Raw genomic sequence first — 20,840 nt, 5'->3', positions numbered from 1 at the left:
GTGAACCGGGGACTGCTCCCCGCGCTCCGGCTGCCGATGCTATCGTCGGCCCCAAACGGGGAGTACTCCCCGTTTCATCCTCGCCGGGAGGTCCCATGACCGCGCCCACCCTCGACGAACTCGCACCCGCCGGACACGACCCGGTGGCCGACCCGTACGCCGTCCTCGCCGCCCTGCGGGCCGAGGGAGCCGTGCACCGGATACGGGTACCGGGGAGCGGGGAGGCCTGGCTGGTCGTGACGCGCGACGCGGCACGGGCCGCGCTCACCGATCCGCGGCTGCGCAACGACATCCGGCACTCCGCTTCCTGGCGGACCGACGGCGGGCACGCCATCGGCCGCAACATGGTGCAGAGCGACCCGCCGCAGCACACGCGGCTGCGCCGGCTCGTGGCGGGCCACTTCACGCCGGGCCGGATCGCCGCCCTGCGCCCCCGCGTCGAGCGCGTCGCGGAGGAACTGCTGGACGCGCTGCCGCGACGGGGCACGGCGGACCTGGTCGGCCGGTACGCGCTGCCGCTGCCCGTCACGGTGATCTGCGACCTGCTGGGCGTCCCGGAGGCCGACCGGGAAGGCTTCCACACCTGGTCGGGCGAGCTGGTCGCGCCCACCTCCGCCGAGGCGGCCTCGACGGCGTCCGAGGCGCTGACCGGCTACCTCACCGAGCTGACCGGCCGCAAGCGGCGCGCCCCGGACGACACGCTGCTCGGCGAGCTGGTCGTCGCCGCGGACAGCGGTGTGCTGACGGCCGAGGAACTGCTCGGCATGGTCTTCCTCATCCTCGTCGCCGGACACGAGACGACCGTCGACCTGATCTCCGCCACCGTCCACAGCCTCCTCACCCACCCCGGCCTGCTCGACCTGCTGCGGGCCGACCCGGGCCTGACCGGGAGCGCGGTCGAGGAGTCGCTGCGGTTCAACTCCCCGGTCCACTCGACCGCGTTCCGGTACGCCGCCGCACCCCTGGAGCTGGCGGGCACCCGGATCGCGGCCGGCGACTCGGTACTCGTCTCCCTCGCCGCCGCCTCCCGCGACCCCGGCCACTTCCCCGACCCCGACCGCTTCGACATCGGCCGCCGGACGGCGGGCCACCTCGGTTTCGGGCACGGCCTCCACCACTGCCTCGGCGCCCCGGCGGCCCGCCTCGAAGCCGCCGTCGCCGTACGGCTGCTCCTGCGGCGGCACCCCTCGCTCTCCCTCGCCGCCGACCCGGCGACGCTCACCTGGCGCACCGGCACCCTGCTGCGCGGCCTGACGGAACTGCCGGTGCGCCTCGGCTGAGTCGCGCGACGGCCGGACTCAGGACGGGCCCTCCGGTACGGCGGACAGCAGGCTGTGCATGACCGGGCCCGCCGAGCCGCCGCCGGTGACGCCCTCCTCGACGACGACGGCGACGGCCACGTTGCCGCGGTGGGCGACGAGCCAGCCGTTGTTGTCCTGGTCGTCGGAGACCTCGGCGGTGCCGGTCTTGGCGCCGATCTCGCCGGGCAGGTCGGCCAGGACCCGGGCGGTGCCGTCGGTCACGGTGGCGCGCATCAGCCCGCGCAGCTGGGTGACGACCCGGTCGGGGAGCGGCTCGGTGCGGGTCCCGTCGGCGTTCCCGGCGGTGACGGACGGCTGGTGGAACTCGCCGGAGACCGCGGTGGCCGTGACCGACGCCATGATCAGGGGGTTGGCCTGGACCCGTCCCTGACCGATCATCGACGCGGCCTTCTCCGTCTCGTCCTTCGGCACCGGCACGGAACCGTCGTACGTCGGGATGCCGATGTGCCACTCCTGGCCGACGCCGAAGTAGGTACGGGCGACCTCTCCCAGCTCCCCGTCGTCGAGCTCGCCGCGCAGGCTGATGAAGGCGGTGTTGCACGACTCCGTGAAGTCCTTGCGGAAGGTGGCGCCCCGGTACTCGGACGTCTCCACGTTGTGGAACTCCTTCCCGACCGTCAGGTACTTGGGGCAGTCCACGACGTCGTCGGGAGCGACGGCGCCCTTGAGCAGCAGGGCGCTGCTGGTGACGATCTTCCAGGTGGAGCCCGGCGCGTAGGTGCCGGAGGCGGCGCGGTTGAAGCCGCCGGCGGGGGAGTTGGCGAGGGCGAGGACCTCGCCGTCGTCGACGCGCAGGGCGACCAGGGAGGCGTTCTTGCCGTCGGCCTCGCCGAGGGCCCGTTCGGCGGCGGACTGCCAGGTGGCGTCCAGGGTGGTGCGGACGGGCCGGCCGGCCTTCTCCGGGTCGGGCTCCTTCCCGAAGCGCGCCTCGGTGCGCACGGTCTCGCCGGTGGCCCGGTCGATCAGTTCGACCGCGCCGCGCGGCCCGCCGTCGGCTCCGCCCGCCAGCCGGCCCAGGAGCGGGGCCAGCGAGGGGTGGCCGCCGCCCGAGAGGGAGGTGCCGTTCCGGTCGGTGACCTCGGGCAGGGTCGCCTCCTCGCGCTCCAGCCGGAACTTCTCCGTGTCGCTCAGCCGCGGGTGGACCAGGGACAGCCGCCAGTCCACCTTCCAGCTGCCGTCGTCCTGCTCGCGCAGCGGCAGTCGTGACCGGTACGTCCACGTGCCCAGGCCGGTGATCGGCATCCGGGCGGTGAAGGGGACGCCGAGGGTGCCGTCCTCGGCCTCCTTCACCTCCCCCGCCGCCGTCAGCCGGGGCTTGCCGATGTCCAGGCCCGCGGTGAAGCTCCGCAGCACCTCCCGTGCCTTGCCGGGCTCGGTGGTACGGCCGGCCGCGCTCGGCAGACGTCCGGCGGCCCAGTCGGCGAGGAAGGCACGGGCCTGCTCCGTCGCGGCCGGGTCGGGGCCGTCGTCGCCGCGCGAGAAGGGGCCGAAGCCGGTGGCGTACGAACCGCCGGCGGCGATCGCGAGCACGACCCCCACGGCGGCGACGGCGCGCACACCGTTGCGCGGCCCACGGCGGCGGGGCGAGGTGACGTAAGGGGTGTCCGGCATCGGAGGGGTCCTTGTCTGTGGGCGGGCGGGTCCTGGGGCGGGCGGGTCTGGCGGGCGGCGGGTCCGGCGGCCGGCGGGTCTGGCGGCGGGCAGCGTCCGGTCGGAGGGCGACGGCTCACCTGGGGGCCGGGGTGGGCATCGCGCCGAGCCGGTGCCGTCCCGAGCCGGGCTCGGGGGCCGTGAGAGGTGGGCGGCGTCGCAGGGGTGGTTCAGGGTTCGTCGGTGAAGAAGTCGAGGATCGTGTCGGTGGCGTCCAGGGCCCTGCTGGTCGGGCCGAAGCCCTTGGGCGGGGTGACGTCCGAGCCCGGCCAGGTGTGGCCGGCGTCGTGGACGACGAGGAGCTGCACGGTGGCCGCCGCCCCGTGCGCGGAGCGCGGTGCCGCCCCGAGGCGCCACACCGTGCGGTCGTAGCCCTTCCTCTCCTCCGTGACCGGTGCGCCGGCGCCCCCCGCGGTGGCGAACGCCTCCGCGCTGTCCCGGGCCGACAGGCTCGGCAGGATCGGCTCCTCGGGGTCCGGCGGAGGGGAGGGCCACCCGGCCAGGGGGCGCACCGGGTCGTCGGCGCCGTAGACGACCATGACGGGGACGGGACCGGTGGGTTCGATCCCGGCGGCGCCCGCGGGGAGCTGGCCGGAGACCGAGGCCGCCCCCGCCAGCAGGCCGGGCCGCTGGGCGGCCACCCGCAGCGCCATGGAGCCGCCGTTGGAGAAGCCGGTGGCGTAGACGCGCTCGGGGTCGGCCCGCTCGGCGCGGACCAGGTGCTCGATCAGTGCCTCGGTGAACCGCACGTCGAGGTCCGGGTCCGGGCGCCGTTCGGTGGCCCGGGTGCCCGCCCCCCAGCCTTCGTCGAGGCCCTCGGGGTAGGCGACCAGCATGCCGCGCGCCCCGGCGGCCCGCTCCAGCCGGCTCTTCTCGCGCAGCTCGGCGGCGTCGGCGCCGCGGCCGTGGAAGGCGATGACGAGCGGCCTCGGGCCTCCGCCGGCACCGTCGGCGGGCCGGTGCAGGAGGTACTCGCGGGTGACTCCGTCCACCCTCAGGCGTGCGCGGACGTCCGGCGCGGCGCCCGCCGTCGCGCCGGCCCGGGACGGAGCGCTCGCCGACGGCGCCGGGTCCGGGCGTTCGGAGTCGCCGGCGCAGCCGGCCAGGGGGAGGGCGAGGACGAGGGCGAGCGCGCCGGGCCACCGGCGGGGGCGGAGCGTGAGGTCACGGAGGGAGCGCATGCCCCCGAGGAGAGCAACACCACCGCACCCCTGTCCAAGATTCATATGGATGTCGGATCGATCAATCCCCGATATGATTACTGGTCGTGGACCTGGTGCGGCACCTGGAGTGCTTCGTGGCTGTTGCAGAAGAGTCACACTTCGGGCGTGCCGCGGCCCGCCTCGGCATGGCCCAGCCTCCCCTGTCCCAGCGCATCCGACGGCTGGAGGAGGAGCTGGGCGTCCGGCTCTTCGAGCGCACCAGCCGTCAGGTGACGATCACCGAGGCGGGCACCCTGCTGCTCACCGAGGCCCGTGCGCTGCTCGACCGCTCCGAGTCCTTCCTGACCGTCGCGCGCCGCATCCGGGACGGCGAGACCGGCCTGCTGCGCGCCGCCCTGTCCCCCGACATCTCGGGCGAGACCGTCGCCGCGCTGCTGGCGGACTTCCGGCGCCGGCACGCCGGCCTGCAACTGGAGCTGCACGAGCTGTCCACCGCCGAGCAGCTCACCGCCTTCGCCGCCCGTGAACTGGACGTCGGCCTCATCCACCACCCGTGCGACGTCACCGGCCTTGAGCTCGGCCCGGTCCTGCGCCGCGACCTCGGGGTGCTGCTGCCGCGCGGCGCCCCCGAGGCGGACCTCGACGAGGTACCGCTCGCCGCTCTCGACGGCTACGACCTGGTCCTCTTCCCGCGCGCCCACGCCCCCGCGGTCTACGACGACCTGCTCACCGCCTGCGCGCGGGGCGGTTACACCCCCGCCGCCGTACGGCACGGACAGGGCGCCAGCTTCGTCCGCGGCCTGGTGCTGTCGGCCGGCGCCGTCGCCCTCGGCCCCCGCGACACCCACCTCGCCGCGCCCGCCGAGGGGGACCTGGTCTGGCGTCCGCTGGCGGGGGCCGCGCCCGCCTGGCGGCACTCCGTGGCGTGGCCCAGGGGCCGCGGCGACGCCGCCGTCGGCGCCTTCGCGGACGCGGCCACGCACGCCCTGCGCACCACGGCCGACGCCCACGCCGAGGCACCCGCCCGCCCCCTGCACCTTCGCCCGGCATCGGAGTTCTGGCTGTGAACGACACCGCCGCCCCCGGCCACCGGCCCTCGCGGCCCCGCCCGGCACCGGAGGACCGGCCATGACCGACACCACCGCCCCCGGCCGGCTGCACGCGGCCTTCGCGGACGCCGGGGTCACCGGCTGGCTGCACGCCGTGGACATCGACTCCGGGGCGCAGGTCGAGCACGGGCCGGACCAGCCGGTGTGCACGGCCAGCGTCCACAAGGTGTGCGTACTGGTCACGCTGCACGAGCTGGCGGCGGCCGGGGCGCTGGACCTGACCGAGCGGGTCGAGTGCCCGCCGGCCGGGCGCACGCCGGGGCCCACCGGGCTCGCGGCCATGCTCGACCCGGTCCGGCTGTCGCTGCGCGACGCGGCGTTCCTGATGATGTCCGTCAGCGACAACACCGCCGCCGACCTGCTGCTGGGCCGGGTCGGGCTGGACGCCGTCAACCGCACCGCGGCCCGGCTCGGTCTCACCAGGACGCGGGCGGTGCACGGCTTCGGCGAGATGCTCGGCCTGATGCGCGAGGACGCCGGACCGGCCGGCGCCCGGGCGCTGACCGACCCGCACGTCATCAGCCGGCTGCGCGCCCTGGACCCGGCCCGCACCAACCGCAGCACCCCCCGCGACATGACCCGGCTGCTCTCCGCCCTCTGGCGGGACGAGGCCTGTCCGCCCGAGTACGGCGCCGCCATGCGCCGCATCATGGGTCTCCAGGTGTGGCCCCACCGCCTGGCCTCGGGCTTCCCCTTCGACGACGTCCACGTGGCCGGCAAGACCGGCACCCTGCCGACCCTGCGCAACGAGGTCGGCGTCGTCGAGTACCCCGACGGCGGACGCTACGCCGTGGCCGTCTTCACCCGCACCGCCCGCACGGCGGCCACGCTCCCGGCGGCGGACGCGGTGATCGGCACGGCGGCCCGGATCGCGGTGGACGCGCTGCGGGCGCGCTGAGGCGGCGGGGACGGGCGGCGTAGGCTCGGCAGCCGATCAAGGGGGGCGGGATGAGGAAGCGGACGGCGGTCGCCGTGTCGGGGCTCGTCACCGCGGCGGTCACGGTGGCCGCGGTGGCGTTCGGCGGCGGGGGCGACGGGGACGACGGGACCTCGGACACGGAGCACTCCCGCACCATCGGCGCCGGGGAACAGCACGTCGTGCCGTCCCCGGACGCCGGCCAGCGGGAGCTGCTGCTCGACGACCTGGAGGCCATCGGCTCCGGTCTCGTGGCGGACGAGGACCAGGCGGTCGAGGACGCCCGCTGGATCTGCGTGGACATCAGGCGGGGACAGCCCGAGGACGAGGTGCGAGGCGTGGTGCTCCAGCGGTTCCGGGTGACGTGGGAGCAGACCGGCTCGGTCCTGGACGCCATCAGGGGAACGTTCTGCTGAGCGGTGGCCGCCGGGGGAGCCGACCCCGGGGAGCAATCGGGCATTCCTGGCGCTTTATCTCATTTGGGGGTACATAATCAGAACATGAGTACGGCAACGTATGAACTGCTGGCCGCGTCCTCGCACGCGGTGAACATGACGGTGGCCTTCATCGGCGGGCTGGTGATCGTGGGAGCGCTGATCTGGGCCGTACGCATGGGCCTGAACGTCATGGAGCGAGAACCCGAACGCCCCCACGCCGACGAGCACGGCAAGCTTCCCGCGACCGGCGCCGTCCACGAGGAGCGGGAGATGCGGGAGCCGGACGAGATCCCGCTGGCGGCCGACGGGAGCCCACGGCTCATGCCGTACGAGCTCCACCACTCGGGCAGCAGACGGGGCGAGGACCAGAACCGCCGCCGCTGGCTGCCGGGATCGAGCGGCTCCTTCGGCAGCGGTGGGTCGGGACACGTGTGACCCGGGCCCACGGCGGACGCCGGACGCGGGCAGGCCGGTCCGGTCCCCCGCCCCGGGCGGGGTGACCGGCGCCGGTCCGCCGCACCGGACCGCCGGGCCCGTGGGCGCGGACCCGGACCGGGGGAAGGCGGATGGGCCCGCTAGGGTCGCGGGGCCCGCGTCCCCCACCCAGTCCGAGGAGCCCCGCCGTGACGACCGACTCCGGCCGGCCGCCCATCCCGGTGATCGTCGACTGCGACACCGGCATCGACGACGCCCTGGCCCTGCTGCTGGCGGTCCGCCACCCGGGGCTCGACCTGCGCGCGGTCACCTGCGTGGCGGGGAACACGGACGTGGAGGGGGTCGTACGGAACACCCTCACGGTGCTGGAGCAGGCCGGCGCCCCCGACGTCCCCGTCGCCCGGGGCGCCGGGCGCCCGCTGATCGAGGCCGTGCGCACCGCCCGTCACGTGCACGGGCAGGACGGCATGGGCGACCTCGGTCTGCCCGCGCCGGCCCGCACCCCGGTCGACCTGGACGCGGTGAGCCTGCTGCGCCGGGAGATCCTCGCCTCCCCCCGTCCGGTGACCCTGATCCCCACCGCTCCGGCGACCAACATCGCGCTGCTGCTGCGCACCCACCCGGAGGTGACCGGCAACATCGAGCGGATCGTGTTCATGGGCGGCGCGGTGGCCACCGGGAACGCCACACCGGTCGCCGAGTTCAACGTCTGGCACGACCCGGAGGCCGCCGCGATCCTGCTCACCGCCGGGGTGCCGATCACGATGTACGGGCTGGACGTGTTCCAGCGGGTGATCGTCCCGGGCCCGGACGTGCGCCGGCTGCGCGCGAGCGCCGAGCCCGGCACCCGGCTCGCCGGCGAGCTGCTCGCCCACCGCGGTCCGGCCACCGACGAGGCGGACCCCGGCGGCGGCCTCGGCGACGCGGGCGCGGTCTGCGCGGTGATCGACCCGCGGGGACTGACCACCCACCGGCTGCCCGTCGAGGTGTCCCTGGCGCCTGGCCCGGCCCGCGGGCAGACCCTCGTCGACCGCCGGGGCCGCCCCGGCGAGTCCGAGCTGCACGAGGGCACGCGCGAACAGCCGCTGGTGGACGTGGCGTTGGACGTGGACGTGGCGCGGTACGTGGAGCTGTACCTGAGCACCGTCGAACACAAGGTCGAGTAGGGGGCGCGCGGGAGACGGCGCGTCGCTCCCTCGCGCGGGTTCACTTTTCGGGTGATGTGGACAGACCTGTTCGTGTCGCCCGCACGCACCGCGAAGGAGACCGCGTGACCGTCCGCCCCACCACCAGCAGCACGCCCGATCTGTCGTCCAAGGACCCCAACTGGTGGCGGCAGGCCGTCATCTACCAGGTCTACCCCCGCAGCTTCGCCGACGCCGACGGGGACGGGCTCGGTGACCTGCGCGGCGTCACCCAGCGCCTGACCCACCTGTCCGCCCTGGGCGTCGACGCCCTGTGGCTCAGCCCGTTCTACCCCTCAGAACTCGCCGACGGCGGCTACGACGTCGACGACTACCGGGACGTCGACCCCCGCCTGGGCACCCTGGACGACTTCGACGCGATGGCCGCCGAGGCCCACCGGCTGGGCCTCAAGGTGATCGTCGACCTCGTCCCCAACCACTCCTCGCACCGTCACGCGTGGTTCCGGGAGGCCCTGGACGCGGGCCCCGGTTCCGCGGCCCGCGACCGGTACGTCTTCCGCGACGGCCGCGGCGAACACGGGGAACTGCCGCCCACCGACTGGCAGTCCGTCTTCGGCGGCAGCGCCTGGAAGCGGGTGCCCGACGGGCAGTGGTACCTGCACCTCTTCACCCCCGAGCAGCCCGACCTGAACTGGGACAACGAGCAGGTCCGCGCCGACTTCCGCACCACGCTGAAGTTCTGGTGCGACCGGGGCGTCGACGGCTTCCGCGTCGACGTGGCGCACGCGCTGGTCAAGGACCTGACCGAGCCGCTGCGCGACCTCGGCGCCCCCGAACTGAGCAGCGAGGCCGCGCTCGCGGAGTTCGCACCGGGCGCCCACCCGTTCTACGACCGCGACGAGGTGCACGAGGTCTACCGCGACTGGCGCAAGATCCTGGACGCCTACACCCCGCCCCGGATGGCGGTGGCCGAGGCCTGGGTGCCGGGTGCCCGGCGCGCGCTGTACGCCCGCCCGGACGAGCTGGGGCAGGCCTTCAACTTCGAGTACCTCCAGGGCGGCTGGGACGCCGCCGAGCTGCGCGAGATCATCACCGGCTCCCTGGCCGACGCCCGCGCCGCCGGTGCCTCGGCGACCTGGGTGCTCTCCAACCACGACGTGGTCCGCCACGCCACCCGCCTCGCCCTGCCGCCGGGCACCGACACCGACGCCTGGCTGCTGTCCGGCGGCCACGCACCGGCCGTCGACCGGCGGGCCGGGCTGCGCCGGGGCCGGGCGGCGACGCTGCTGATGCTGGCGCTGCCCGGGTCGGCGTACGTCTACCAGGGCGAGGAGCTGGGACTGCCCGAGGTGGCCGACCTGCCCACCGAGGTGCTCCAGGACCCGATCTGGGAGCAGACCGGGCACGTCCGCAAGGGCCGCGACGGATGCCGGGTGCCGCTGCCGTGGACGACCGGCGGACCGTCGTACGGCTTCGGCGCGGGCGGGGCGTGGCTGCCGCAGCCCCCGGACTTCGCGTCGTACGCCGTCCAGGCCCAGGACGGGGTGGAGGGCTCGACCCTGGAGCTGTACCGGACGGCCCTGCGCCTGCGCCGCAAACTGCTCGACGGCGAGTCGCTGACCTGGGCGGACGATGTCCCGGCGGGGGTGCTTCAGTTCGACCGCACGGACACCTGGCGCTGCGTCGCCAATCTCTCCGGCACGACGGTCGACCTGCCGGCCGGGGAGGTCCTGCTGAGCAGCGCACCCCTGGACGACGGCCGCCTCGGGCCGGACACGACGGTGTGGCTGGGGCGTTAGGCGCTCCGCCCGTCCCCGCCTCACCCGGACGGCCCCGCACGCTGGTGGCGGGGCGGGGGCGGTGGTGCCGTGGAGGGTGCGGCCGGTCCCGGAGGGCCGCCCGCCCGGCCCCCCAGGAGGCACGCCCATGCAGCACGCCGCCGCCCGCCCCCCGCTCGCCTGCGCGCTCTCGGCGGCGCTGGCGCTGACGGCGGCCGGCTGCGCCGGCGGCGAGCGGCACGGGGACCGGCCGACGGGCACCGCGCCGGCGAGCACACGGTCCCCGGCCGCGCTCCCGTCACCCGCCGTGCCGCCCGTGCTCACCCGGGGACAGGCCCGGGCGGCCCTGATCACGGAGGCCGACCTCGGGGAGACCTGGGAGCCGACGCGGGGCGCCGCGACCTGGCGGGACGGTGTCCTCAAGGCCACCGCGGAGCGGGCCGACTGCCGGCGGCTGCTGGACGTCCTCTACACCGAGGAGCTCTTCGGCTCCGCCACCGCGCCGCGGGCCACGGTCGCCCTGGACGACACGGCGGGCGGGGCCCAGCTGCACTACCGGGTCACCTCGCACCGCGCCGCCGACATCGACCGGACGCTGGCCTGGCTCGGGACGCTGCCGGACACCTGCGGGCACTTCACGGCACGCTCCGCCCGTGGTGCCGTCCGGGACGTGCGGGTCACCGCCGTGCCCCTGCCGGAGCCGGGGGACGCCCGACAGGGCCTGCGGGTGACGGTCAGCGGTCCGGCGGACGCCGGGGGCGCGGACACCGCGGGTGCCGTCCTCACCGTGGACCTCGCCGCCGTGCGCGTGGGCGACGACGCGATCAGCCTCACCCACGGCACCCTCGGCGAACCCGTCGACGACGCCACACGGACGGCCGCGGAGGTCGGGGCCGGCCGGCTGGCGGAGGTCCGGCGGCAGGGGCGGGCGCAGGTCTGAGGAGCTGTCGGCGGACCTGGCGAACAGCCTCGGAGGAAGGCCCGGGACGGACACCCCGGAGGCGGGGCCGAGGGCGCGGGGGCCTAGCCCTCTCCGGCGAAGCGGCGTCGGTGGGTGGTGACGTCACGGGCCGCCTCGTAGGCGCTGCGGCCCCGGGCGAACGCGTCGGCACGCAGCCGGGCCAGGGCCTCGTCGGCGCCCACGCCCAACTGGGCCATGATCATGCCGACGGCCCGGTACACCTCGTCGTGGTCGCCGGCCAGCTCGTCCAGCCAGGCGCCCTCCCCGTGCGGCAGCGCCATCAGCGCCACCGTCATAGCACCGGCCACCAGCCGTGCCGTGCGCAGCTGCGGGCCGGTCAGCCCGCCGGGGGTGTCCCGGTAGAGGTCGAGGGTGCCCAGACACGCCGAGTCGCTGCCCAGCGGCAGCGCGTAGACCGCCCGTACGCCGAGCGCCGTGGCCTGCTGGGCGTAGACGGGCCACCGGCCGGCGTCGGCGCCGGCCGTCAGATCACGGGCGAGCACCGGTGTGCCCGACTCGGCGGCGCTCACGCACGGCCCGTCCCCCAGCGTGGCCTGGATCTCCGCCAGGTACGACGCCCGGTCGCCCGTGGCACACAGCCGCACCGGCAGGCCCGCACTGCGCAGCGACGCGCTGGCGCCGCTCACCGGCAGCAGCCCCAGTACCGTCTCGCACAGCCGGCCCGGCACCTCGCCGGGCGAAGCGCCGCGCACACGGGCGGCGATCACCTCGGCGGCACGTGACCCGTCCGAGGGCCACCAGCCTCCGTCACTGGGCCGCACGCGCACCGCCTCCTTCGCTCGAAAGCGGCCGGAGACCCGGTTACCCCTGCCCGACCGGGGGAAACCCGCGCCGCGGCCCGCTACAGCGGCGGCGGGGCGGGGGCCGGGCCCAGCGTGGTCGTGCCCGGTGCCGTGCGGTGCCCGAGGCCGGTGCGGTAGGCGTCGAGGGCCGCCTCGACGCGGCCGGTGCGCCGCAGCAGGTCGCCCAGCAGCCGGCACAGGTCGGCCAGGTCACCGGCCGCGCCCGCCCGCTCCAGCAGACTGAGGGCGCGGACGTAGTGCTCCTCGGCGGCCTCGGTGTCCCGGGCGTCCTCGGCGATGACGCCGAGCAGCCGGTGCGCACCCGCGGCGTGCACGGCGCCGCGCTCGGAGGAGAGGTCGTCCAGCACCCCGTGCAGCAGCCCGGCGGCCTCCTCGGACTTGCCGCGCCGGTGCAGCACGTCGGCCAGTTCGACGGCGACCTGGCTGGTGTAGAGGGCGGCGCGGGTGGCGGAGAGCATGCCGAGGGCCTCCCGCATCTCCTCCTCGGCGCGGGGGAGTTCACCGTTCTGCGCGCAGACGTAGCCGCGCATCCAGTGGCAGTTGGCCAGCTCGGTGCGCAGTTGCAGCGTGCGGTACAGCTCGGCGGCCTTGGCCAGCGAGGCGTCGGCCTCCTCCAGGCGGCCCTCGGCGAGCAGGGTGCGGGCGACGGAGCGGTGCATGCGGGCCACCAGCGCCGGGTCGCCGGCCCGGGGCGCGAGGGCGAGGGCGAGCTCGGCGGCCTGGGCGGCGCGCGCGTGCGCGCCCATGTCCATGTACGGGCCGATGGCGCTGGCGTACAGCAGCAGCAGCGCGTCGGGGTCGTGCAGGCCGCCGCGGTTGAGCTCGTCCAGGGTGGACTCCAGCAGGTACACGGCGTACCGGAGTTCACCGGCGAGGTAGTGGGCGAGGGCCCGTCCGCGCAGGGCGGGGACCCGGGCGGGCAGGGGGGCGCCGGCGTCGGTGAGGCACTCCTGCGCCCGTTCGAAGTACTGCCGGGCGGTGACCAGCTCGCCGGTCTCCACCGCGCACTCCCCGAGTCCGAGCAGCGCGTCGGCCCGCTCCTCGGGCCACGCGTACGCCTCGGCCTCGGCGAGCAGCTCGGCGTACTGCCCGGCCGCCTGTTCGGCGGCCCCGGTGGCGAGCGTGCGCCGCGCCTCGGTGAGCCTGAGCCGCAGACCGGTGGCGAGCCGCGCCGGGCGCCCGGTGGCCAGTTCCTCGTAATCGACGCCGAGCCGTTCGGCGAGATGCCGCAGCGCCTCGTCGGAGGGGCGGACGCGGCCGGCCTCCAGGGTGGAGATGTAGGCGGGCGTGTACGCCGGCTCGGCGAGCTGGCGCTGGGTCATCCCCCGCTCGGCCCGCAGCCGCTGCACGCGGCGCCCTATGGTCTCCCGGTCGTCACGGTCGCCCACTGCCAACTCCCCCTGCGGCCCTTGCCGTTCGACTCCGCCGACTCTAGGTTAAACGGCGGATTAAGCGTGCTTAACCGCGCTTGGCGCCACCCGTACCACCCGCAGAGGACGCCGTGCTCGAACGCACACGCACCGCCGCACGTTACGCCAGGGCCCTCGCCGCCGCCGTCGCCGCCATGGCCTGCCTGCTGCTGGCCGCGAACGCGGGCCCGGCGGACCCCGCGCCCCCACCGGCCCCCGCACCGGAGCGGGACGCGGTCCCGGTCACGGACTCCCTGGTCACCGTCACCCGCTGACCCGGGCGTGCCGACCGGGCCCGCTGCCCGGGGTCAGTGCGGCAGGGCCTGCTCCAGGGCCCCGGCCAGGCGCCGTGCCAGTTCCGCGTCGCCCGGCGGATCGTCGGCGAAGAGGGCGCCCAGTTCGGTGGTGAAGGTCTGGGTGAAGGCGCCGTACAGCGGGGTGCGGGGGCGGTGGGCCGCCTCCTGCAACGCCGGGAGCAGGACGTCGTGCGCGTACTCGGGCCGCCCCGCCGCGTCCCGGGGAACGGTGTCGGCGCCCTCCCCGGTGGGGGCCGCCGAGGGAGTCGGCGCGGCGCCCACCGCGCAGGTCACCGCGTCGTCCGTGTACGCGGAGACGCGCGTCGCCGCGAAACCGGCGTCCAGCAGACAGCGTTCGCTCTCCTTGCCGGTCAGGAACCTGATCAGCTCGGTCGCCTTGTCCGCCCGCTGGGAGGCGGCGGTCACGGCGAGGTTCTGGCCGCCGAGCACGGCGCGGCCCGGCAGCGCGGTCACACCGAGCCGTTCGCCGTGCCGGTCCTTCGGGAAGGTCTGGTGCAGGGCCGGATACACGTACGGCCAGTGCCGCAGGAAGGAGGTGCGGCCGGCGGCGAAGTCACCGAGGGAGGCCGCCTCGTCGGAGCGGAAGGCGTCCGGCAGGACGGAGGCCGCCTCGGTGCGGCGGCGCAGCTCCGTGATGCCCTCGGTCAGCTCCTCGACGGTCGCCTCGTAGCGGCCGTCCTCGTCGGTGAGCGTGAAGCCGGGTACCGCCGACGCGAACGCCTCCACGGCGTTGACGGTGCGTCCCTCGTAGGCGGCGAGCTGGGTGGTCCAGCCCTTCTCGTAGCCGTCGGGCCGGCGCTCGTCGAGGGTGGTGATCAGCTTCTTCAGCTCCGGCCACTCCAGGCCGCCGCCCAGGTCGGGGCGTTCGACGCCCGCCTCCCGCAGATGATCCCGCCGGTAGTAGAGCAGGCCGACGTCGCTGTTGAAGGGCGCGGCGTACACCTCACCGTCCCAGCGGGCCGTACGGGCCACGGGTTCGATCACGTCGTCGTCGAGCAGCGTCTTCGGCAGCGGGCTGATCAGACGTGCGGCGGCGAACTCCGGGACCCAGGTGACGTCGAGGTTGACCACGTCGTAGGCGGCGCTGCCGGACTGGAGGGCACCGAGCAGCTGGCTGCGCTGCTCGTCGGCGTTGCCGGGGAGTTCGACCAGCCGGGCGCGGTAGCCGGTGCCGGACTTCTCCTGTCCGGTGTTCCACACGTCGATGAGCCGCTGGCGGATGCCGTTCTTGCCGGTGACGTCCCGTCCGCTGGCGACCACGATGTCACCGGGCACGTCGGCGGAGGGCGTGGCCGCGTGCCCGTTCCCCCCGCCCCCGCCTCCGCCCCCGCCGCAGGCGGTCGGCAGGAGCAGGAGCAGAGGGGCCGCCAGGACCGCGAGCCGTCGCCCCGCCGCCCCGGCGAGCCGTGGTCGGAGCATCACGTCTCCCCCGTTCCGATGCGTGCCACCTCGTCGTGCAGGGCCGCGCCGAGGTCCTCGTCGGCGTCCACGCAGCGCCCGCCGCTCGCCTCGGAGATCAGGGCGTCCGGCTTCCCCGCGTCGCAGGCGCCGCCCTTGAGGGAGACCATCGCGACCGGCGTCTCCCCCGCGCCGGCGAGGGCGAGGAGGCCGGTGAAACGGTCGCCGGAGGGCCGGCCCGCGTCCTCGTCGTCGGTGACGAAGACGATCAGGCCGGGCCGCTCGTCGTGGGCGCCCCGCCGTTCCATGGCGTCGAGCGCCTCCCGCAGCGCCCCGGCCGGGTCGGCCCCGGCGTCCCGGACCCGGGCCTCGCGGTCGATGGCGCGTTCGGCGTCCTTGCGGGTGTGCCGGCCGAAGGGCAGCAGCGTGTCGTACGTGTCCTCGCCCGTGCCCGAGACCGCCCACACGCCGTACTCGTCCCGGTCGCCGAGCCCGCCGAGCGACTGCTTCAGCAGGCCGGGGCCGCCGCTGGCGCCCTCCCACTGGCCGGCCATCGAGCCGGAGCTGTCGAGCAGGAACAGCACGCGTCCCGGGCCGTTGGCACCCCGGTAGCCCTCCAGGGACGCCTCCATCGCGTCCCGTCCGGCGGACTCGGTCAGCGGGGACGGCGCCCGCAACACCGCGTCGGCCACCTCCTCGGTGTCCAGCAGGGCCCGGTCGCCGGTGGGCGCGCGGAAGCCGTCCCGGGCGAGGGCGGCCCGTCCTCCCCCGCCGGTGAGCCACTGCCGGAAACCGTCCGCCGCCCGGTCCCGGTCGGCCTCGTCGCGGTCGGCGCCCTGCCAGCGGACGCGGACGAAGAGCGGCTCCAGGCCGGGCACGTCGCCGGGGTACTGCGCCATGCGCGGGGTGCGGCGGGCGCTGTCGCAGCCGACGCCGCTCCGCAGCAGGAACTCGGGGACGAGGGCCGCGGTGCGGTTGTCGAGGGCGTCGTCGTCGGGCAGCGCGCACAGCAGCTCGGCGGCGGTCGGCGAGGGCGGTCCCGGCTGGTCCACCCGGGCCTCGGCGCGGCGGGCGTCGGGGGCGCCGGTGTCGCCGGCGCCCCGGTGCAGGCCGATCGTGGCGAGCAGCCCGGTGTCGGTGAACTCCGGGTCGGGACGGCGCACCTCGGCGTCCTCGCGCCGGTCGCGCAGGGCGTCGATCATCCGGGTGAGCGGGAGACCGGTGCGCTCCCCGAGTTTGTCGGCGGCGATGTCCTGCGGGACGGCGAGCACGATCGGCGAGTACGCGAAGGGCTCCTCGTCGGGGTCCAGGGCGGCCACGGCGTCGGTGTCCTGTCCCGCGGAGACCCGGGCGGCGTCGGCCGGGGAGCCGGGTATCCACACGTCGGGCTGCGGGCCGACGTCGCGCTGCGGGTTGGTGTCGTCGTCGCGGGGTTCCTGCCAGGCGCCGGTCTGCCTGCGCAGGGCGGTGACCGCGTCGGCGGCGCCCGCGCTGTAGACGGTGATGCCGCTGGACCGGCAGCCGTCGGCGGTGTTCTCCTCCGAGGTCAGGTACGCGTCGGCGGCGGCCCGGACGGTCGACTCCAGGTCCGGGTCGGTGAGCACCCGCAGCTCCAGGGGCGGAGGACAGGTGGACGAGTCACCGTTCATGGCGGCGAAACGGTACGTGCCGATGCCGACGACGGCCACGAACAGCAGCACCGCCGCTCCCGCGACCAGCCGCCGCGCCGCGACCCCGAAGGGCGGCCCGTCGGGCCCTGGCCGGAGCAGCCCGCCCACGGCCCCGGCCACCACCCCCGCCGCCCTGGTCAGGCCGGTCCACGTCCGGCGGGCGGCCACCGCCCACCACGAGGGCTCCGGCTCGGTGGTCTCGTCCTCCTGCGCGTCCGGCGGGAGCGGGACACCCGGGCCGCCCGAGGGGGAGCGGGCTCCGAGGAGCACGTCCTCCCCCGGCTCGGTGCGGCTCTGGGGCTCCCAGGGATCGCCGCGCAGCGTCCGCCGGCCGCCCGCGGACATCCGGGCCCGCAGCTCGTCCACGAGCTCGCTGAACCACACCTCGCCGTCGCGCTCCAGCAGCGCCGCCAGCTCGGCGGTGAACGGCGTCGGAGTCCCCGGATCGCCCGCGTCGATCCGGTGGTTGGCCTGCACGCTCATCAGCAGCAGCACCCGCCGCTTGTCGCGCGGGTCCGGGCGGATCCAGGCGGCGTTGCCCGCGAAGCAGCAGTCGAGGACGATGACGATCCGCTGGGCGGGACTGGCGGCCAGCATCGCCTGGGCGACGCTGAACAGCTCCGCCCCCGGGAAGACGGCGTGCCCTCCCGCGACCACGCGTGCCTTGCGCATCTGGAGGAACAGCTCGTCGCCCGCGTTGGGGATCGCCCCGTGCCCGGCGAAGTACAGCAGCAGGACGCCGTCGGCCTCCGTGCCGGCCTTCCACAGCTCCTGGTCGAAGGTGCCCTGGTCGGGGGAGCGGCACACCGTGATCCCCCGCTCGCCGAACACGCCGCCGTGCCGCAGCGCCTCCTCCAGCCGGTTCAGGTTGTGCCTGACCGCGGGAAGGTCGCCGGGCACGCCGTCCGGCGGAGCCGTGTGGTCGTACTCGGACACTCCGACCAGCAGCGCCCGGTTCGCCTTCCCCCGCGGGTCGTAACCGGTCACCGGCCGCCTACCTGCCGTCGGGTCGCACCGGCTCGACGCTCGCCTCGGGCGGCTCGCCGTTCTCCACCTCGCGGCGGTTGGCCCGCCAGGCCTCCACGGACCGCCTGACTTGGTCCACCACCGACTGGAAGATCGCGCCCGCGGCGCCCCCGAGCACCGCCACGACGATGTCCATGCCGGTGCCCATGGGAGCGCCGGCCTCGTCGATCCGGATCCGTTCGTCGATACGGAGCTGGTCGGTGCGGGCCAGGTCGGCGAGCGGTTTCTCCCGCTCCAGCCATTTGTGCAGTGCGTCGATGTCGCTCTCGCTCGCCGTCCCGTCCAACCGGACGCGGATACCGTGCGTCGCCACTCCGTCCCCCTCAGCCATAACTCACCATCATGGCACCGCGGTTGCGTGCAGGGGAGGGTCTGTGCGCCGCTCTCGCGATGCGCACGCGGGCGCGCGGGCCGACCGAGCCCGCCCGGGGGCGCTCCAGCCCCCGCGCCGGCGGACGGCACCCGGGCCGCCTCGCCCCTGGGCCTGCGCACCGGCGCCCGCAGCCGCCCCGCGCCGGCAGACCGACGCCGAGGGCCGCCTCGCCCCCGCATCAGCGGACGCCACCCCACCGAACCCCACCCAGGATCTGCGAACCGGCACCCGAGCCACCCCAGCCCCGCACACGGCGAACCGGTGCCAGGGGCCGCCTCAGCCCCGCGCACAGCGGACGGCGCCCGCAGCCACCCCAACCCCGCGCACAGCGGACCGACGCCCGCAGCCACCCCAACCCCGCACACGGCGGACCGACGCCGCAGCCACCCAACCCCGCACACGGCGGACCGACGCCCGCAGCCACCCCAACCCGCACACGGCGGACCGGTGCCAGGGGCCGCCTCAGCCCTGGGTCTGCAAGCGGCTCAGCTCGCGCTGGACATGGTCCAGCGCACCCTCACGCCGGCCGGGTACCCGGCCCCGCAGCACGGCGAGCGCCGCGCCCAGTTCCCGGGCGGGGCCGGTGTCGTGGATCTTCCCCCACTGGTGGTGGGCCCGGTCCACGGCCGCCTCCACCGCGGGCGCCCCGGGCGGCTGCCCGGCGCCCAGCCGGGCCTCGGCCACCCTCAGCCAGGCACGGCAGCTGCGCACCGGGTCGCCCGCGAACATCGCCAGGTCCGCCCGGACCTCCGCCCAGTGCAGCGCGTCCGCGGAGGCGGGCCCGTGCGCGAGGGCGGCGGCGTGCTCGTGCCGGGCGGCGAGCGCGTCGGCGTCCGCGTGCCGGCCGGACCGCACGGCGTCGGCGATGACGGCGTGCGGATCGCCCGCCACCGGGCCCGGCGCCGTCAGCACCAGGTCGGCACCGGCCGCCGCCCCGCCGGCCGCGCTCTCGGCCGCGGTCCGGGCCAGCGCCTGCTGGTGCAACTGGTCCGGCGGCGGCCGGTGCCCGCTGCGCAGGATCGTCGCGACGGCGCGCATGTACGACGGCGTGCCCACCGTCCGCCGCGAGGGCGGCGGCGCGACACGGCCGTAGACGGCGTTGTTGCGCCCGGAGTCCAGCGGGTTGGCCCGCAGCCACTGCCAGGTCTCCTGGTCGGCGTGCAGGTCGAGCAGGAGCGTCGTCGCGCCACTCGGCCGCAGCCGCAGCTCCTCGCGGATCCAGTGCCAGGGCAGGGCGGTGTAGCGGACGGTCGCCGGTGTCGTACGGGCCAGCGCCAGGTGCGGCAGGCGCTGGCGCCGGTCCAGCTGGAGCTGCCCGACGACGTACACCGTCAGCGGGCCGGGAGCCGCCGCGGCGGCACGCAGCCGGGTGAGGACGGCCTGCGGCTCCAGCGGATCGGCGAGCTCGACGACGTTCGCGGTGTCGGTGCCGGAGAGCACGGCGGGCGGCACGGCCGCGAGCACGGGGAGCACGGAGGCGGCGTCCACCAGGCACCCCCTGCCCACGGGCGACGCCGCGAGCAGCAGCACGGTTCCGGGCATGTCCCTCCCCCTGTCGATCACGTACGGCAGCACCGTAACCGTTGCGGACGCACAGCGGGGCACCTACCAGTCCGGCGGCCGCCCCCACCGCCGTACCGCGAAGACCGTGGTGTCGTCGGCCAGCCGCCCCCGGCAGTGCCGCAGGGTGCCGTCCCGCACCAGCGCCACCAGCCGCCCCGGTGCGGCTCCCGACGGGTCGGCGGCCACCGCGCGGGCGACCTCCTCGGCGTGCCGGTAGAAGCAGCCCTCGGGGTCGCGGGCCTCGGTCACCCCGTCGGTGACCAGCAGCAGCGTCTCGTCCGCGGCGAGCGCGACGCGGTGCACCGGCGGCACCGGCGGGCCGGGGACGAGGTCGTTCATGCCCAGCGGCAGTCCTCCGGCGACCGTCACGGACCGTACGCCGGCCGGGCCGACCGCCAGCGGGGGATCGTGGCCGAAGACGACGGCCTCCACGGTGTCGGACCGGTCCTCCGAGAAGCCGATCAGCACGGCGGTGGCGAAGCGGTCTCCGTCCGACCGGCCGAGGGCCGCGGTGTGCGCGCGGTGACGGCGCATCCGGATCTCCAGCCGCTCGGCGACCGTCGCGAGGTCCGGCTCGTGGTAGGCGGCCTCACGGAAGGTGCCGAGCAGCGCGGCCGCCGCCTCCACCGCGCCCAGCCCCTTGCCCTGCACGTCACCGACGAGGACGCGGGTGCCGTGCGGGCCGGGCTGGATGTCGTAGAAGTCGCCGCCGACGCGGGCCTCGGTGTCCGCCGAGAGGTAGACGGCGGCGTGCTCCAGGCCGCCGAAACCCACCGGCAGGGGCCGCAGCACGGTGCGGCGGGTGGTGTCGGCGATGTCCCGCATGTGCACCATGCGCTGCTCGCCGCCCACCCGGAGCGCGGCGGCCACCACGGCGATCGCGCCGCCGAGGGCGACCAGGAACAGGCCGGGCAGGCCGGTCTGGGCACGGTGCTGCCAGACGGTGTCGGCCATGACGTAGACGGCGACGGCGATCACCGCGTACACCGCGGTGGTCCGCACCCCGCAGACCGCGGCGGAGACCCCGGGGACGAGCACCGTCCACGAGATGATCTCGAAGGCGCCGGTCGTGGTGTCGGCCATGGTGATGGCGGCGAGCAGCAGCAGCGGGAACATCCAGGCGACGCTGTGACCCCGGACGCTGAGCAGCTCGTGCCGGGACACGGCGTCGCCCCGGCCGGCGGCCTGGACGAGCCGGCCGAGCAGCCGCCACCGGCCGCGCACCGGACTGCGGTAGCGACCCCTCACGGGCCTCAGCGAAGCACGCTCCCCGGCGGCCCGCATCCTGACTTGCCGACGGGCCTGCCGAGGTGTGCGCTGGTAGTCGGGGGCGAGGTGAGAGGA

At 76.0% G+C, this 20,840-nt stretch carries 18 protein-coding genes; 9 read left to right on the top strand and 9 right to left on the bottom strand.

All coding sequences use genetic code 11. From position 1 onward, the window contains the following. Positions 1-95 precede the first annotated feature (95 nt). On the top strand, positions 96-1,280 hold the full coding sequence (locus SAM23877_RS18465; RefSeq protein ID WP_053134267.1) for a cytochrome P450 family protein: 1,185 nt from the start codon (positions 96-98) through the stop codon (positions 1,278-1,280). Between the two features lie 18 nt (positions 1,281-1,298). Here SAM23877_RS18465 and SAM23877_RS18460 read toward each other — a convergent pair whose 3' ends face one another. Continuing rightward, positions 1,299-2,933 (bottom strand): penicillin-binding transpeptidase domain-containing protein, encoded by a 1,635-nt coding sequence (locus SAM23877_RS18460; RefSeq protein WP_053134264.1) that lies wholly within the window; start codon positions 2,931-2,933, stop codon positions 1,299-1,301. Positions 2,934-3,142: 209 nt separating this feature from the next. Further along, the gene (locus SAM23877_RS18455) at positions 3,143-4,153 is read right to left on the bottom strand and encodes a CE1 family esterase (protein WP_053134261.1); all 1,011 of its coding nucleotides are present in this window, start codon (positions 4,151-4,153) and stop codon (positions 3,143-3,145) included. Between the two features lie 116 nt (positions 4,154-4,269). On the opposite strand from SAM23877_RS18455, the gene SAM23877_RS18450 reads away from it, so the two are divergent. The 7 genes from SAM23877_RS18450 (at position 4,270) to SAM23877_RS18420 (ending at position 10,895) form a co-directional block, all read left to right on the top strand. Beyond that, a complete protein-coding gene (locus SAM23877_RS18450) occupies positions 4,270-5,202 on the top strand; it encodes a LysR family transcriptional regulator (RefSeq protein ID WP_235614582.1) in 933 nt (310 codons plus the stop codon). Between the two features lie 61 nt (positions 5,203-5,263). After that, positions 5,264-6,142 carry a serine hydrolase gene (locus SAM23877_RS18445; RefSeq protein ID WP_053134259.1) on the top strand — a complete coding sequence of 293 codons (879 nt, stop codon included), beginning with the start codon at positions 5,264-5,266 and terminating at the stop codon, positions 6,140-6,142. A gap of 50 nt (positions 6,143-6,192) precedes the next feature. Further along, complete coding sequence (locus tag SAM23877_RS18440) at positions 6,193-6,576, top strand: DUF732 domain-containing protein (RefSeq protein ID WP_053134256.1); 384 nt, start codon at positions 6,193-6,195, stop codon at positions 6,574-6,576. 84 nt (positions 6,577-6,660) lie between these two features. Further along, positions 6,661-7,032 (top strand): DUF6479 family protein, encoded by a 372-nt coding sequence (locus SAM23877_RS18435; RefSeq protein WP_053134253.1) that lies wholly within the window; start codon positions 6,661-6,663, stop codon positions 7,030-7,032. Between the two features lie 188 nt (positions 7,033-7,220). Beyond that, complete coding sequence (locus SAM23877_RS18430; RefSeq protein ID WP_053134250.1) at positions 7,221-8,198, top strand: nucleoside hydrolase; 978 nt, start codon at positions 7,221-7,223, stop codon at positions 8,196-8,198. 104 nt (positions 8,199-8,302) lie between these two features. After that, positions 8,303-9,976: a glycoside hydrolase family 13 protein gene (locus SAM23877_RS18425; RefSeq protein WP_053134247.1), complete on the top strand. Its 1,674-nt coding sequence runs from the start codon at positions 8,303-8,305 to the stop codon at positions 9,974-9,976. Positions 9,977-10,103: 127 nt separating this feature from the next. Next, the gene (locus SAM23877_RS18420) at positions 10,104-10,895 is read left to right on the top strand and encodes a hypothetical protein (protein WP_053134244.1); all 792 of its coding nucleotides are present in this window, start codon (positions 10,104-10,106) and stop codon (positions 10,893-10,895) included. A gap of 83 nt (positions 10,896-10,978) precedes the next feature. On the opposite strand, the gene SAM23877_RS18415 is transcribed toward SAM23877_RS18420, so the two are convergent. Both SAM23877_RS18415 and SAM23877_RS18410 read right to left on the bottom strand, forming a co-directional pair. Beyond that, positions 10,979-11,704: a GAF and ANTAR domain-containing protein gene (locus SAM23877_RS18415; protein ID WP_053134241.1), complete on the bottom strand. Its 726-nt coding sequence runs from the start codon at positions 11,702-11,704 to the stop codon at positions 10,979-10,981. A 74-nt stretch (positions 11,705-11,778) separates the two neighbouring features. After that, positions 11,779-13,128 (bottom strand): helix-turn-helix domain-containing protein, encoded by a 1,350-nt coding sequence (locus SAM23877_RS18410; RefSeq protein WP_053134238.1) that lies wholly within the window; start codon positions 13,126-13,128, stop codon positions 11,779-11,781. A gap of 113 nt (positions 13,129-13,241) precedes the next feature. Between SAM23877_RS18410 and SAM23877_RS18405 the strand changes: the two genes are divergently transcribed. Further along, a complete protein-coding gene (locus SAM23877_RS18405; RefSeq protein WP_053134235.1) occupies positions 13,242-13,424 on the top strand; it encodes a hypothetical protein in 183 nt (60 codons plus the stop codon). 33 nt (positions 13,425-13,457) lie between these two features. On the opposite strand, the gene SAM23877_RS18400 is transcribed toward SAM23877_RS18405, so the two are convergent. The 5 genes from SAM23877_RS18400 to SAM23877_RS18380 form a co-directional block, all read right to left on the bottom strand. Continuing rightward, positions 13,458-14,885, bottom strand: a complete 1,428-nt coding sequence (locus SAM23877_RS18400) for an extracellular solute-binding protein (protein WP_053134232.1) — start codon at positions 14,883-14,885, stop codon at positions 13,458-13,460. Beyond that, positions 14,885-17,521 carry a vWA domain-containing protein gene (locus SAM23877_RS18395; protein WP_053134230.1) on the bottom strand — a complete coding sequence of 879 codons (2,637 nt, stop codon included), beginning with the start codon at positions 17,519-17,521 and terminating at the stop codon, positions 14,885-14,887. Before SAM23877_RS18395 ends, SAM23877_RS18400 begins: the two co-directional genes overlap by 1 nt. Positions 17,522-17,528: 7 nt before the next feature. Further along, positions 17,529-17,891, bottom strand: a complete 363-nt coding sequence (locus tag SAM23877_RS18390; RefSeq protein ID WP_053134227.1) for a hypothetical protein — start codon at positions 17,889-17,891, stop codon at positions 17,529-17,531. 504 nt (positions 17,892-18,395) lie between these two features. Beyond that, positions 18,396-19,475, bottom strand: a complete 1,080-nt coding sequence (locus tag SAM23877_RS18385; protein ID WP_053134224.1) for a hypothetical protein — start codon at positions 19,473-19,475, stop codon at positions 18,396-18,398. Between the two features lie 63 nt (positions 19,476-19,538). After that, positions 19,539-20,780, bottom strand: coding sequence for a PP2C family protein-serine/threonine phosphatase (locus SAM23877_RS18380; protein WP_079030283.1), 1,242 nt, complete (start codon positions 20,778-20,780; stop codon positions 19,539-19,541). Positions 20,781-20,840: the final 60 nt, after the last annotated feature.

The sequence above is a fragment of the Streptomyces ambofaciens ATCC 23877 genome (genome assembly GCF_001267885.1).
Lineage (GTDB): Bacteria > Actinomycetota > Actinomycetes > Streptomycetales > Streptomycetaceae > Streptomyces > Streptomyces ambofaciens.
The sequence above is the reverse complement of the archived record's forward strand: the minus strand, read 5'-3'. Positions and strand labels throughout refer to the sequence as shown.